Source organism: Olivibacter sp. XZL3, assembly GCF_004368405.1.
Classification (GTDB): Bacteria; Bacteroidota; Bacteroidia; order Sphingobacteriales; family Sphingobacteriaceae; genus Olivibacter.
This window is the reverse complement of the sequence record NZ_SBJH01000010.1, coordinates 235,864-250,255: the sequence shown is the minus strand read 5'-3', so window position 1 is coordinate 250,255 and position 14,392 is coordinate 235,864. Positions and strand designations below refer to the sequence as shown.

The 14,392-nt window shown below is 44.8% G+C and carries 15 protein-coding genes and 1 pseudogene; 3 read left to right on the top strand and 13 right to left on the bottom strand.

The annotated features are described in order from the left end of the window. Positions 1-38: 38 nt before the first annotated feature. From msrA to EPX21_RS04780, 4 genes and pseudogenes are all read right to left on the bottom strand, one after another. Positions 39-497 (bottom strand): annotated as a pseudogene (gene msrA / locus EPX21_RS23375) (peptide-methionine (S)-S-oxide reductase MsrA); the annotation flags it as partial. 103 nt (positions 498-600) lie between these two features. Next, entirely contained in the window at positions 601-1,065 is a 465-nt protein-coding gene (locus tag EPX21_RS04790; protein WP_134088529.1) for a DUF417 family protein, read from the bottom strand. Between the two features lie 244 nt (positions 1,066-1,309). After that, positions 1,310-1,951 (bottom strand): SDR family oxidoreductase, encoded by a 642-nt coding sequence (locus EPX21_RS04785; RefSeq protein WP_134088528.1) that lies wholly within the window; start codon positions 1,949-1,951, stop codon positions 1,310-1,312. 128 nt (positions 1,952-2,079) lie between these two features. Further along, positions 2,080-3,072: a YhdH/YhfP family quinone oxidoreductase gene (locus tag EPX21_RS04780; RefSeq protein ID WP_206105995.1), complete on the bottom strand. Its 993-nt coding sequence runs from the start codon at positions 3,070-3,072 to the stop codon at positions 2,080-2,082. A 115-nt stretch (positions 3,073-3,187) separates the two neighbouring features. Between EPX21_RS04780 and EPX21_RS04775 the strand changes: the two genes are divergently transcribed. Both EPX21_RS04775 and EPX21_RS04770 read left to right on the top strand, forming a co-directional pair. Then, positions 3,188-3,571 (top strand): helix-turn-helix domain-containing protein, encoded by a 384-nt coding sequence (locus tag EPX21_RS04775; protein ID WP_134088526.1) that lies wholly within the window; start codon positions 3,188-3,190, stop codon positions 3,569-3,571. 241 nt (positions 3,572-3,812) lie between these two features. Then, positions 3,813-3,995, top strand: a complete 183-nt coding sequence (locus EPX21_RS04770) for a hypothetical protein (protein WP_134088525.1) — start codon at positions 3,813-3,815, stop codon at positions 3,993-3,995. Positions 3,996-4,120: 125 nt separating this feature from the next. Here the strand turns inward: EPX21_RS04770 and EPX21_RS23370 are convergent, their stop codons facing one another. From EPX21_RS23370 to EPX21_RS04725, 8 genes are all read right to left on the bottom strand, one after another. Further along, complete coding sequence (locus EPX21_RS23370; RefSeq protein WP_134088558.1) at positions 4,121-4,249, bottom strand: winged helix-turn-helix transcriptional regulator; 129 nt, start codon at positions 4,247-4,249, stop codon at positions 4,121-4,123. Positions 4,250-4,444: 195 nt separating this feature from the next. Continuing rightward, positions 4,445-5,596: an efflux RND transporter periplasmic adaptor subunit gene (locus EPX21_RS04755; RefSeq protein ID WP_134088524.1), complete on the bottom strand. Its 1,152-nt coding sequence runs from the start codon at positions 5,594-5,596 to the stop codon at positions 4,445-4,447. Positions 5,597-5,602: 6 nt separating this feature from the next. Continuing rightward, the gene (locus EPX21_RS04750) at positions 5,603-9,967 is read right to left on the bottom strand and encodes a CusA/CzcA family heavy metal efflux RND transporter (RefSeq protein ID WP_134088523.1); all 4,365 of its coding nucleotides are present in this window, start codon (positions 9,965-9,967) and stop codon (positions 5,603-5,605) included. 99 nt (positions 9,968-10,066) lie between these two features. Then, positions 10,067-10,420, bottom strand: coding sequence for a hypothetical protein (locus EPX21_RS04745; RefSeq protein WP_134088522.1), 354 nt, complete (start codon positions 10,418-10,420; stop codon positions 10,067-10,069). A 184-nt stretch (positions 10,421-10,604) separates the two neighbouring features. Beyond that, a complete protein-coding gene (locus tag EPX21_RS04740) occupies positions 10,605-11,114 on the bottom strand; it encodes a DinB family protein (RefSeq protein ID WP_134088521.1) in 510 nt (169 codons plus the stop codon). Between the two features lie 226 nt (positions 11,115-11,340). Beyond that, complete coding sequence (locus EPX21_RS04735) at positions 11,341-11,664, bottom strand: nuclear transport factor 2 family protein (RefSeq protein ID WP_134088520.1); 324 nt, start codon at positions 11,662-11,664, stop codon at positions 11,341-11,343. A 17-nt stretch (positions 11,665-11,681) separates the two neighbouring features. Next, the gene (locus tag EPX21_RS04730; RefSeq protein ID WP_134088519.1) at positions 11,682-11,981 is read right to left on the bottom strand and encodes a DUF1330 domain-containing protein; all 300 of its coding nucleotides are present in this window, start codon (positions 11,979-11,981) and stop codon (positions 11,682-11,684) included. A gap of 10 nt (positions 11,982-11,991) precedes the next feature. Then, positions 11,992-12,786 (bottom strand): SDR family oxidoreductase, encoded by a 795-nt coding sequence (locus EPX21_RS04725; protein WP_134088518.1) that lies wholly within the window; start codon positions 12,784-12,786, stop codon positions 11,992-11,994. A gap of 199 nt (positions 12,787-12,985) precedes the next feature. Between EPX21_RS04725 and EPX21_RS04720 the strand changes: the two genes are divergently transcribed. After that, the gene (locus EPX21_RS04720; RefSeq protein ID WP_305037088.1) at positions 12,986-13,321 is read left to right on the top strand and encodes a helix-turn-helix domain-containing protein; all 336 of its coding nucleotides are present in this window, start codon (positions 12,986-12,988) and stop codon (positions 13,319-13,321) included. Positions 13,322-13,351: 30 nt separating this feature from the next. On the opposite strand, the gene EPX21_RS04715 is transcribed toward EPX21_RS04720, so the two are convergent. After that, the gene (locus EPX21_RS04715; protein WP_134088516.1) at positions 13,352-14,266 is read right to left on the bottom strand and encodes a pirin family protein; all 915 of its coding nucleotides are present in this window, start codon (positions 14,264-14,266) and stop codon (positions 13,352-13,354) included. Positions 14,267-14,392: the final 126 nt, after the last annotated feature.

Here is a 14,392-nt window from a genome sequence, read left to right as displayed (position 1 = left end):
GCCAGCTCAAATAAATCCGGACCGATGTGGCAATAACCTCCGGGATTCTTATCCAAATATTGTTGATGGTAGGTTTCGGCATCGTAGAAATTACGCAAGGATTCCGCTTCCACGACGATTGGTGACGCATAGTGTTTTGCGAGTCCATTTACCTTTTCACGGACCAATGTTTCATCTTCCTGATCGGTAAAATAGACCCCGGTCCTGTACTGCGTTCCGATGTCGTTGCCCTGTTTGTTCAGGCTCGTCGGGTCGATGGTCTTGAAAAACAAATCGATTAATAAGTCTAAACCGATGATCTCCGGATCGTATACTACCTTGACCGTTTCGGCAAAACCGGTTCTTCCTGTGGACACCTGCTGATAAGAGGGCGCTTCCAAATTGCCGTTGGCATAGCCGACCTCGGTTGCAACTACGCCGCGGACTTGTTTGAAAAAGTGTTCTGTTCCCCAGAAACAGCCACCTGCGAAGTATATTTCTCTGTTTTTACTGTTCATGATATTATTTGTTTTGTTGTTATTATAACGTGAAAAATAGTTCGACGATTGAGCGGGATGCTGGCAAGCCATGATGATCAGAGCCAGGCACAGCGTTGGTAAGCTAATTCGCATGACGGTTTGTTTTAGCTGTTTCAAGCAGGGTGATACCAAAGCCCAGTAATAGGATGTCTTTGAGAATAAAGAAATCTGTCACGGGCATCCATTCAACCGTTCTCCAAATATTTGGTGTAGTGAAAAGGAAACTGAGTGTTACTGAAAAAATAATACATACGCCAATTCCGGCATACCTTTTTATAGAAGGAACTTTTAAACTGATAAGGACAAGTACTGCGACGATAATTTCCACCATGCCCACGATATTGGATACTGTCTGAATACTAAACGCACGGTACATCCAGCCGGAAAACGGATGATGTTCGATGTAGGGTTTAATTGCCTGGGCCTCCGCGAGGGTAAATTTGAGCGCACCTATCCATAGCAGGATAAGAACGGCACCAAAGAGTGAGACATAAAAGCCAATGACATGCTTTTTTTCTGATACAGTTCTCGTTTTATTCGTTTCCATTTCCTTTGTTTTAACGTGATATTTATCTGTTCTTTACCTGCTTAGTCGTCAGTCTTCAGCAATCCTTACAAAGCATTTTAATTTTTTTGCAGTAAATATGTCGAGCCTGTTATTCCGGTTGCGATAAATTGATGTCCCTTGATGATTAACACCTTACCGCCAGTTTTATTGAAAGGGATCCCTGTGAGGTCGCGTTGATAGGGATCCCTGATTATTCGATAAACATGATCTGTGCTAAAAGCTATCAGTACCAGGACGGCTTATCACCATCTGTCCCCGGCTTGTTTACACCTACGGAAGCCCGAACTTCTTGCGTAGGATCCGAGGCGACTTTCACCACAAAATCGGCAATGCTCTTACGGGACACTTCGGTACCTTTGAACAGTTCGCCTTTCTGCGTAAGCTCATAATCTACCTCGTCCTTATTGGTTAACCACGCGGGCCGCACGATGGTGTAGTCGAGTTCCGAGGCTTCGATGACGCTGGCAGCGGCACTGTAAGGTTCCAGATATCCGCCATCAAGCATCCTGTGGTTCCATTCGCCGAACGCACCGGGAACCTCATCGTATATACCCAAAGTCGATATCCAGATCAGCCGTCTAATATCGGCGGCTTCCAGTGCAGCTACAACAGACTTGGCCTGTTCTACGATGTCATCACCGCCCAGGTTGGCATACACCAGGTCATGCCCCTTTGCCACTTCCTGCAGGTGTGGGGTATCTGTAACATCCCCATCGATGACCGTAACGCGATCACTTGCTAATTGCTGCAAACGTTGTGCATTTCTTAGATAAAGCGTCAGTTGACTGTCGCTCCGCTCAATAAACTGTTGAATGGCGTACCGCGCGATCTTTCCTGCGGCACCCAGAATGAGAATCTTTTTCATATAAATATTTTCTCTTTTAAAGGCCATATGAATGTTCAGATTATCTTGTTCGTATTTTGGCAATCATGGACATTTCATAACTAACCCCTTTTTATTTACATTTTTATCATTAAAAAATCGTGTTCAAATCATAGCGAATGGTTGACAACAAATCTTCCCCTGGCCTTTCCTTTCAAAAGGATTTCGAGGACATTGGGAACTTGTTCCAGGGAAATTTCCTCAACCATCTCTTTCAGTCGCACCGGCTTCCAGTCACGCGCCAGTAAATTCCAGATCTCCGCTTTAACATCCACTGACTGCTCGACCGAATCAATCCCGATCAATTTTACTCCTCTCAGAATAAAGGGAAAAATACTCGTGGTGAATTGGGCAGCAGCTACGTTGCCGCAACAGGTGACGGCAGCGTTATATTTTGACGATTTGAGCATGGCCGATAGCATATTGCCGCCAACGGTATCAATCCCGCCGTCGAACTCGGCTGCAGACAGCGCTTTTGCGTCATTTTTTTCAATAAATGCATCCCGTGCCAGAAACGATGAAGCCCCCAATACCTCTGTTAGATAATTGCCTTCATCCTTACCCGAAATGGCGACAACTTCATAACCTAATTTGGACAGGATGGAAACGGCAATCGTTCCGACGCCGCCTGTTGCCCCGCTAACGGCAATTTTACCCTTGTCAATTCCCGATTGAACCAGATTGAAAACCGACAGTCCCGCGGTTAGGCCGGCGGTGCCGAAACACATGGCCTCAAAAGGGCTAAGGCCTTCAGGGAGCTTGATGATCCAATCCGCGGGAACGCGGATGTATTCGCCAAAGCCGCCCCAGGTATTCATTCCCAGATCGTATCCGGTAACCAGTACCTGATCCCCTTCACCGAACCGATCGACGGTGGAGGAAATAACCTGACCTGCGGCATCTATTCCCGGTATATGGGGAAATTTCCGTGTAACACCTCTGTTGCCCGAGGCGGAGAGCGCATCTTTATAGTTGATGGATGAGTAGCTTACTTTTATAAGCACCTCATTCGGTGGCAATGCGATCATAGGGACATATTCTACCGCTGATTTGAAATGCCCGTTGTCTTCCCGGACCATCAATGCTTTAAATTGATCTACCATAATGTAATATTTTTTTTGTAAATTTGAATAATAAATAATTGTGAAACAATAACTTACAATCTTATCAGCTACTGAAATAAAATGCAGTTCTGTTGAGAATCAAGCAAATAAATTTATGTCGGATATAGAAAAAATTGAAACGATATGCCCATCGGACGTCTTTTTACAGGTCATTAAGGGAAAATGCAAGACCACACTAATCGCCCTGATCAAAAAAGGACGTAACCGCTTCAGCGAGATGAAGAAAACGCTGCCTACCATTAGCGAAAGGATGATCGCAAAGCAATTGGATGAGCTCGAAAAGGATGGTATACTGACCCGAAAGGTTTTTGCAGAAGTACCAATGAGGGTTGAGTATTATTTAACCGAATATGGAGAAAGTCTATACCCAATCGTGAGAGAAATGAGAAAATGGGGTTACCGGCATCTTGAAATCCGGAACCAGCAAAAACCGAATAAAGATTTGACCTACAAATCGTTTCAATTTATTGACGATTGATCTATTAAAAGTTAATATAAAACAGTCAGTTATTATTACTGACGAACAATATCCCGTCCGGACTGACGCTAAAGACGAAGGTTCGGCGTACGTTAGCTATAAGAAAACAACGCGGTCTGAAGATTACGTCGGAGCGCGTTGCAATTTGGAGACAAGCACAGTCATGACCGCCAAGTTATGCTGTTAATTTCATTTTTATTTTAGTATCTTTAAAGCAGACACCCTTTGTTTAAACCAAGTTATGATGATATCAAAACCGCTCTATATCACATCATTCCTTCTGCTGACGGGTATCGTCCTTTTTTTTGGACCCGAAGTCTCCGCACAAGAAGGGGTCGTCAACAATGGAAATCCATTTCTCATCGCATTAAATGAGCCAACCAACGTTAAGCTGATAGGGTTCGGATCTGCCGATTGGAGATAGTCGTCCGAGTAAGCAAACGAATAGCCGTTATCATCTTCGGCAAGATATCCAGCCCAACTATACCCGATTAGGTAATAAAATCCGTTCTACTCAAACTTTATATCATATCGGGTATAAAGAAACAATTATTCTTCACTAAATACTTTTCGGCGCTGTTTCCCCCAGCTGATCAGACTTTCTACTAGCGGATATAGGAATTCACAATAAGGAGTTAGCCTGTACTCGACGTCTTTTGGAAAATCAGGGTCTTCAATCCGCTAGGTTTAGCTTACCTGCCTTTCTTCATATTATTTGATTCTCATTCTCTAAATCGGCGAGTAGCTGACAGGCCCGCAAAGTGGTTTGTTTAAAAAGCGCTGTATCACTAAATTGATTGTTTCGAAGAGAATCTTGTTGTCTGACACAATGCACCAGATCAGTCACTTTAACGCGGTAATACCTTTGCATATCTAACCTTCTTCTTCTGTATTCTTGATTTTCATAAGTAATGTATATGCGTTTTTGAGCACTACTTTAGATGCCGGGCTAATCTCATTACTCTCTATTTGCTGCTGTTTATCATTCAGCATTCCGACGTTTACCTCCACCATCCGGAATTCTCCGGTGTTTTGGGCCACAAATACATAATGTTTGTTCTCCCACCTGACAACTGCATCCTCCGGTACGGTAAGTGCTGGCATATCCTTGATTGAAACTTCGGCATTCATGAACATTCCGGGCACAAGCGAGGTGTCATATTTTTTGAAATGGCAATGCACCTCTGCCATGCGATTGGCATCAAGTGTCTTGTTGATCAGGATGACTTCGGCATCAAATCTTCGGTCCGGTTCACTATTGGAATAGGCGGCCACTTGCTCTCCAACAGCCACGCTCGCTAAATCTTTCTCAAATACGTTTAATACCAAATGGATATCGCGCGGATCTACCAGCTCAAATAGTACATCGGTCGGAGCGGTATATTTACCGACCGTTACGTTTACTTTGGACACAAAGCCATTGATGGGTGATAATACCGCTACACTTTTTGATATATTGGATGCGTTCAGGTTATTGATGTTGATACCGATCAGCTTTAGCTTTTCACCCAACGCATTCATTAAAATCCTTTGGCGTTCCATCTGGGCATTTGCCTGCTGGAAGACCTTATCGCTGCTTGCTTTACTGCTATTAAGTTCACGTTGACGAATAAACTCCTTTTCTGCTAGCTCAAAGTCGGTCTTCGCCGTTAGGTAATCCTGCTGTAATTGAATAAACTGCATATCTTCCATGATGGCCAACACTTGTCCCTTGCTCACATGAGTTCCGGGTAACATCGCTGTGGATTTCAAATATCCTCCCATAGGGAAGCTCAGACTAATAATATTCTGGGGCGGCACCTCGACTGCTCCTTGCAATGTAAGCTTGCCACTCACGCGGCCGGAATCAGGATTGCCAACTTCGATGCCGACGCTTTTTAGCTGCTGCGAAGTAAGTCGTACAGTTTCAGTAACCGGATTGGTAATACTGTCTTTTTGGCTGGTCACTTCCGTTTCTTGCTTGTTTTCATTGCTGCATGCCGCCAAAAACCAAAGGCAGATGCAACTGAATATAAATGCTTTCATTTTAAATTATTGATCGTTTAATTTTTGTAATTGGATAACGGCCTGGTTATAGCTGCCGAGCATATTGATGTATTCATTTCTGATGGTAATGGCCTGATCGACCAAGATAACCCACTGTAGATAGTCGATTTCTCCACCCTGAAACTGTTGGTCTGCCGTAGCAATGATCAAATCTGCGTTGCGAAGGCCTTGATTTTCGTAATATGCGAGACTTTCTGTAAATTTCTGTACCTGTGCGCGGGCGTTCATGATTTCAGCATGTAACTGTAATTGAGCCTGATCGGCTTTTTTTATTTGACTCTGCCATTGCAGCTTCGCTGCCGTTGCTTTGGACGATTGGGCCTTGAAGAACAATGGAATACTTATCCCCGCGCTAAAATAATTGAAGCGATCTCTGCCGCTGAAAAGAACATCCTGCCCGTTCACATTCTGAACTCCTTGCAGACTCTGGTTGTTGTAACCTATTGTGAAATCGGGAAGAAGGCGGGCACGCTCTACCCGCCACCGGCTGCGGGCAGCTTCTTCCGCATGCTTGGCCAGCGCGGCCGCCGGAAGCTCACCGGTCACAACGGAATCATCTATTAATGATTGAGTAAAGGTAACCTTCGAGTGGCCGGGATCAGGAACGTACATAATACTATCCTGTAGATACAGATTAAACTGTTTTTTCACAATAGCAAGGTCTTTTTCAAGCATATTCAGCTGATTGCTAATTTGCTGCCTGTGGGATTGCGCAGCCGTTTTTTCAAGGATATTGGCCTCGCCGCTCTCAAAACGCTTCAGTGATTTGGCCTCGAATAATCGGTAGATACTATCTGCATAGAGCAGTAGCTGTTTCCGCTCATTCATAACGGCGTAATCGAAAAATGCTAGCCTGACCCCTGCCCTGAGCTCCTGCTCGCTCAACTTAGTTTGGGCACGGGAGGCCTCGAAGTTTGCCTGTAGCATCTTTTTCTGGTTAGTATATACGGTGGGAAAGTTGAAAGATTGGCTCAGGCCGATTCTATTATCATTGTATATGCTGTTAAATTTCCCGTAATCGCCGGACAGTTGCGTCTTGGGCAGATCGAACCCGCTGTGCTGCAGTTCTTCAACGGCATGCTGTTCCATCCGTGTACTCTGCAATTGCCTATTATTCCGTGATGCTACCTTCAAAGCGCTGTCGAGGCTTATTTTTATTGGCTGCTCCTGTGCGGTAGCCGGATAAGCAAGGAACGCGAATACAACGATCGCGCTTAAATTTTTATTCATGTTGAGCTTAGTGGTTTTGTTAAAGAGGAGGTACAGGGAAGGCAGAACAAATAATGTTAACAGGGTGGCTGTTATAAGCCCTCCGATCACCACCGTGGCCAAAGGCCGCTGTACTTCTGCCCCGGCGCCATTGCTGAGTGCCATGGGTAGGAAACCGAGTGAAGCTACCGCCGCCGTCATCAGTACAGGACGTAACCTGTTACGCGTTCCGATCATTACGAGCTGCATTGGATCGCTGATCACACCTTCTTTTTTTATTCGGTTGAATTCGGAAATCAGCACGATTCCATTCAGTACCGCTACGCCGAAGAGGGCAATAAATCCGACACCGGCGGAAATACTGAAGGGCATGCCTCTTAAGGTTAGGGCAAATACACCGCCGATGGCTGACAAGGGTATGGCAGTATAGATCAGTGCGCCCTGCTTAAAGGACGAAAACGCAAAATATAGCATTACAAAAATGAGTAAAAGCGCAACAGGGACAGCGATGCTCAACCTGCTCTTGGCCTGTTGTAAATTTTCAAAGGCCCCTCCGTAGGTTATGCTATAACCTGCATCTAACTTCATTTTAGCACCAATCTTCTGCTGGAGCTCTTCAACGATGGTTTGCACGTCACGTCCCCGTACATTAAAGCCCACAATAATCCGCCTACGCGCATTTTCGCGTTGTATCTGATTTGGCCCTTCGATCTCTTGTATGTCGGCCACCTGATAGAGTGGTACCTGCACCCCCGTAGGGGTAGATACTGGCAGGTTACGGACATCTTCTACGCTTTTCCTCCCCTCGCTGCCAACTCTTACCACCAAATCAAAGCTTTTTTCGCCTTCGTAAACTTTTCCAGCTTCGGCACCGGCAAAGGCTGCGTTGATGGTACGGTTTAGGCTTTCGATATCCATGCCGTATTTGGCAATCTCACTACGGTTGAAATCAATGACAATCTGAGGCATACCGGTCACTTTTTCAACATAAAGATCAGCTGTTCCATCTACCGTTCTCACAATGTCTCCCAGCTGGTCGGCATAAGCTGCCAGTTTCTCGAGATCCTCACCAAAGATTTTACAGACAACGTCTTGTTTCGCGCCGGTCATGAGCTCATTGAACCGCATTTGAACGGGATACTGGAAGCCCGTGGTTACACCGGGCACAACTTCCTGTGCGGTTGCAGCCATTTTACCGGCAAGCTCCGGAAAACTTTCCGCGCTGATCCATTCTGATTTCGGCTTCAGCACAACAATCATGTCTCCCCCCTCAATAGGCATAGGATCGGTCGGAATCTCGGCACTGCCGATTCTAGATACCACTTTTTCAACTTCGGGGTATTGCGCCTGCAATGTTTCGGCGATACGGCCAATGGCATCAATGGTGGTACTGAGGTTGGTGCCCACCAACAATCTGGTCTCGACGGCAAAATCGCCCTCTTCCAGTTGGGGTATAAATTCGCCGCCCATGCGCATGAACATAAACACTGATACACCGAACAATATAAACGCGAACATGACCAGTGACCGACGGATCGATAAAGCCTTCTCCAACATTTGCTGGTACCCGTTTTCTATCCGTGTCATGATACGGTCGGACAGATTCGGCTTATGCGTTATCTTTTTACTGATGAACAGCGAACTTACCATCGGCACGTAGGTGAGCGAAAGGATAAAGGCCCCCAGAATGGCAAATGCCACCGTCTGAGCCATTGGTTTGAACATTTTCCCCTCTATCCCCGTAAGGGAAAGAATGGGTAAATATACAATCAGGATGATGATCTGACCGAAGACGGCCGCGTTCATCATGCGCGATGCTGCCCCGGTTACTTCACGGTTCATCTCCTCCTGTGAGAGGCTATTGACGGCGCCATATTTTTTGGAAAAATGTATATGGTGCAGAATTGCCTCTACGATAATGACGGCACCGTCCACAATGAGTCCAAAATCCAAGGCCCCCAAGCTCATCAGATTGCCGCTGACCCCGAAGGTATTCATCATGGTTACCGCAAAGAGCATGGATAAGGGGATAACGGAGGCGACAATTAATCCCGCCCTTAGGTTACCTAAAAAGAGTACTAGCACGAGTACGACGATCAGCGCGCCCTCAAGCAAGTTGTGCTCCACGGTGCCAATAGCATTATTAACCATCTTGGTGCGGTCAAGGAAAGGTTCGATCGCTAATCCTTCGGGAAGGGTTTGCTGTATCTCGGCGATCCGTTGCTTAACGTTATTGATAATCTCCGAAGAATTTCCGCCTTTGAGCATCATCACAATGCCGCCGGTTACTTCCCCCAAACCGGCCATGGTTAATGCTCCATAACGTATAGCTGAACCCAAACGGACTTCGGCCACATGGCTGATGAGTATGGGCTGCCCGCCGTTACTTTTTACTACAATTTTATTAATGTCTTCGATTGATTTGGTAAGTCCAATGCTTCGGATATATAGAACGGAGGGGCCTTTTTCAATATAGGCCCCTCCGGTATTTTGGTTATTTCTGCTCAGGGCGGTAAAAACATCGCTTATGGTTAGGTTAAGTGCCTTGAGCCTTGCCGGGTTTACCGAAACTTCATATTGCTTAAGTTCACCTCCGAAGGTAGAGACATCAGCTACGCCGGGTGTGCCCAATAGCTGCCTTCTTACGAGCCAATCCTGTGTAGAACGGAGATCAGCCAAGGTGAATTTATCTTCATACCCCTTTTTGGGTTTTAACACATACTGATATATTTCGCCCAGACCGGTAGTTACCGGCGCAAGGGACGGAACATTGGCATTTTCGTTGATTTCTACCTGCGAAAGCCTCTCGGTAACCTGTTGGCGCGCCCAGTACACATCGGTACCTTCGTCAAACACAATCGTGATAAGGGAAAGTCCGAATCGGGACATACTCCTACTCTCCTGTATGCCGGGAACGTTACTGATTGCTAGTTCTATCGGAAATGTAATTAATCGTTCCACGTCCTCTGCGCCAAGTGACGGGGCTGTGGTAATAATCTGGACCTGGTTGTTGGTTATATCAGGAACGGCATCGATGGGTAGTTGGGTGATCTGGTAGCCGCCATAAACTACCCACAGTAACATGAATATACCAATTGCCAGTTTATGCTTAACTGAAAACTGAATGATTTTATCTAACATGGAATTTGAAGTGTAAATACATGAAAACACATACCGGCCCCCTTACGGCGGACAGCGCTTTTGCAGGGAATATTACCCGCAGATAATAGTTACATGTATTTAGACTCTGGGGGGCCGAAAGAGCGAGTTCTGTTCGGGATTGAAATATACAACAAGCCGATCCCATGCAAAGTCGAGATTAACCGGCCAGTACTGAGGCTTGATTGCAAATGATTTATCGAAAGCTACGAAAAGGAAAACAGGAGTATGGATATCGAACTTTTTAAACGGCAGTTGCATATCCTTTGCGTCATCATCGTCATTGAGGTCTTGCCCCCAATAGTGCATTGAAAGATACTCGGTAAAACTAACCGTTGGCGAAAGCGCTTTATGTTCTATAAAATGCGTGTATAAACTTGGCAGCTTTGCAAGTTGATAGAGTGAGGTTGCCTCGCTTATCAATAGTATAAGCATTATATAGAGAAAAAACCTTTTCACGCAGCAAAAGTAAAGCTAAGTAATAAACTACGCAACCCTATCTGAAATTAAAAAGGTAATTTTTTTATTATTATCGTGCGGACATTTTTGAAAGGCTCATCAATGCCTTGTAGGTAAGCGAACGTTTCTGAATAATGCATAACGCCTAATAACCTGAATGCTAGTTTTGGCTTGCTTGGCTTTCTTCATATGTTGGCCCATAGAGTCCAGGCACCTTGTTGCCGGTAGCCCGTAGGTAAACGATCATTTCCCCGCGGTGGTGGTAAAGGTGGTTGAAAAGAAAACTACGGGCAACAAGCCCTCTAGGCATGGGACCGAGTACGGTACGATCACCAAATTTCATCGTCCATTGCTCCTGTAAATGTTCGTCAGTGATGGCCTGCAATGCCGCCCGCGCTTTTTCAACGTTTTCTTCAAAAAGCTTTAGCGTAGCTTGAAGGTCGCTGGGTTCTCCCCGATCAAGGTGATCTGCAGCCAAGTCGTATACGTCTTTGGTTAACGTTCCCACATACCAGTAATAGATCGTGGCAATATGTTGCGCAAGCTCGCCCATTGTCCATGATATTGGTGCAGGCTTATAAGCAAGATCTTTCTCAGGCACGGCCTGCAGTAATTTTCTCGTGCTGTTTACCTCGTGTTCGAATTCGGCAATTAAGTGTTGTACGATCATAAAGTAGGTTTTTTGAATTTTCTTCTCAAAGTAAAGAATAAATATCTGTAAGCGACGGAAAAAAACAATAAAAAACTGACTTTTTGAGGGGGGCTATAGGGGCTGAAATAATTGTCATTAATTGATCTTTTAAAACATTTTCGCACACCTATAACATGCAACCTCGGCACGACGACACTTCCTGAACCACAATTTGCTGGGGCTTTTTTTCTAGCTAAACCATGATTTATCCTGTAATTTTCAACGACTGTATCTGCTCGTCAACAATTTCAAAATGGTAACTCAAAATGACGGGGCTACCGTCAAATGTTCCGGATACTTCTGCCTCTAAAATGCTTGTTGTTTCTTGTTCTTTAAAGCTGACAGGCTTCATTATCGTGTTGAATTGTTGGTTGGCATCTGCAATCCAACGTTCAATTTCCTTTCGTCCGTTGTGTTTTTTGCCTTCGTCAAAAACTACAGCTGTTTCGGAGAAACAATTTGCATAAGCAATGCTGTCGTGGTTATTTTGCGCTTCTACTAAATTTGCTATCACTTTTGGTATGTTCATTTCTTATTTTTTAGTTGTTAATTATTCAGCGAGATGCCTTCAACAAGAATACCGTCATAAACAGCACCTTTCTGTCTGTGTTTGGCCGCTTTTTGATAAGATTCGCTATGATACCAATTTTTGGCGGTTTCCATATCGGGGAATTTAGCAATGACAATCCCTTGAATTTTCCTTCCTTCTAAAATCTCAAAATTTCCGTAAGGAACTAAAACGTCTATTGGGTGTCCTTCCATTGTTTCCTGGATCATTGCCCAATATGTTTCTAACTCTTTTCTGTCGAGCGTCTTTGTTCGTGTAAATACAATATATGCAGGCATAATTTTTTTATTAAATTGTTGGAATCGTTCCACCGTCAATTACGAATTCTGTCCCTGTGAGGTAATTGGCTCTTGGCGAAACCAGAAAGCCTATCAGTTCGGCAACTTCTTCGGGTTGCGCAGGTCTGCCATAAGGAATACCACCCAAACTTTTCATTACCTGTTGTTTGGCTTCATCAATGGTAACGCCTGTTCGTTCTGAGATCTCTTTCATCATACCGGTTGAACCCTCTGTATTTATCCAACCCGGCGAAACGGTTAAAACACGAACGCTTTTGGGCGAAACTTCGTTGGATAAGCCTTTGCTGTAATTGATTAAGCCTGCTTTTGCTGCTGCGTAAGGCAAAGTGGAGTCGTATAACGGCAATTTACCTTGTATAGATGCAATGTGAATGATAACACCGTTTCCACGTTCCAGCATTTGTGGTAAAAAGCCTCTATCTAAACGGACGGGTGCAAGCAAATTGGTTTGAATAGCGTGTTCCCAATCTTCGTCACTCAAAACAACAAAGCCACCGCCCTGCGTTTCGGAACCACCCAAGTTGTTTACCAAAATGTCTAATCTGCCGAATTTCGATAATACTTCGCTCACTACTTTTTGCGTTCCTAGCGATTGGCTTAAATCGGCCGAAATAAAATGCAGTTTTTTGTTGGGCTGTTCAGGTGCCTTTCTTGCTATAACGATAACGGTTGCACCAGCATTTAATAACCTTTCGGCAATGGCTTTTCCGGCACCTTTCGTCCCTCCGGTTACCAGGGCAATTTTGCCTGATAATTCGTTTTGATAATTTAAGTATAAATCCATTTTTCTTACTTTTTGACGTTAAATACGTGGCGTTTGACTAAGGTTGTCGACGTCATTTTAATACCTTGGCACAAAATTGAGAAGTATGTTTAGCTCCTACAAGTATGGAAAACCGAATTGCATAGGGATAAATATTTCCCCTATTGTGCATTTTGGAACATTGCGGTAATTTTGCAAAATGTATGAACGGAAAATTCCTTTGAACTTAAATTGTGGTCTTGACCTGATAGGTGAAGTATTATATGGCAAGTGGAAAATGCGCTTGCTTTGGTTTATTGAGCAAGGCAATAAAAGACCAAGTGAGTTGCAGCGCAAAATTCCCGATGCTTCACGCCGGGTTTTGAATATGCAACTGAAAGAATTAGAAGGACACGAGCTTATAACGAAGAAAATTTATCCTGTCGTACCACCGAAAGTTGAATACAGTCTTACCGATTTCGGGAAAACGTTGATTCCTGTAATAGGAGCTATTGGCGAATGGGGCGACATGAACGCGGAAAGGTTGCAAAAGGTGATTACCAGGGACGCTCGATAAACGCGGATAAAACAGGCAGCACATCGAATTTCAAGAAAGGGCGTTCGGAGGAGGGCCTCCCGCAGGTTTTCCTTTACTTTCAGGCAAGGGCACAAATTCTTCATTATCCATGGGTGGCAGATCAATGCGCCCCTGTTTCCAGTCCTCTTTGGCCTGTTCAATCCGCTCTCTTCTACTGGAAACAAAGTTCCACCAAATGTACCTGTCTCCCAAATGTTCACCGCCTAGCATCATCAACGTGGCTTGTTCTCTGGCAATAATCAGCGGATCAACGCCTTTGGTGAATACGATCAGTTTTCCGGCTGTATAGGTGTTGCCATTTACCTCGACGCTGCCCTTGGCGATGTATGCTCCTCGCTCACTATGTCCCTGAGGCAAGCCAAAACGAGCACCCGGCTCCAGTACGACATGCACATAGAACAAGGGAGAATGTGTCTTAACGCTACTTTTTAAGCCATAGGCATCACCTGCAATCAACCGCATCCAGACACCTGTATCGGTATATATGGGCAATTGATCAGACTTATAGTTGTCAAACGAGGGGTCGCTTTCTTCATCCTTTTCCGGAAGTGCCACCCATGTCTGTAGCAATTCTAATTCTCCTCCGTTCAGCATCGCCGGATCTTCGAAACGTTCACTATGGGAAATGCCTTTCCCGGCGGTCATCCAATTTACCTCGCCGGGTTTTATTACCTGCTCTACTCCAAGGCTGTCCCGATGGGTCACATGACCACTGAATAAATAGCTGACGGTGGATAGGCCGATATGCGGATGCGGCAATACGTCAAGGTTATTTGCAGACGCTGCCGGGATGTTTACCGGGCCGCCATGATCCATAAAAATGAACGGGCCAACCATTCTGCGAAGTTGATAGGGAAGTATACGTTTAACTGCAAAGCCTGCTGCAATTTCGGCACGTCTGGATTCTATAACAATATCAAGCATAACAAATTCATAAACAATATGAATTTAAAGTTAGCGATAATTTGAGGCTTAGAAGATAACAAATGATAAAAAAATATATTGACACAGGTCAACGCCTTTTTTATCGTTTGCCATCGTTGTACCGCC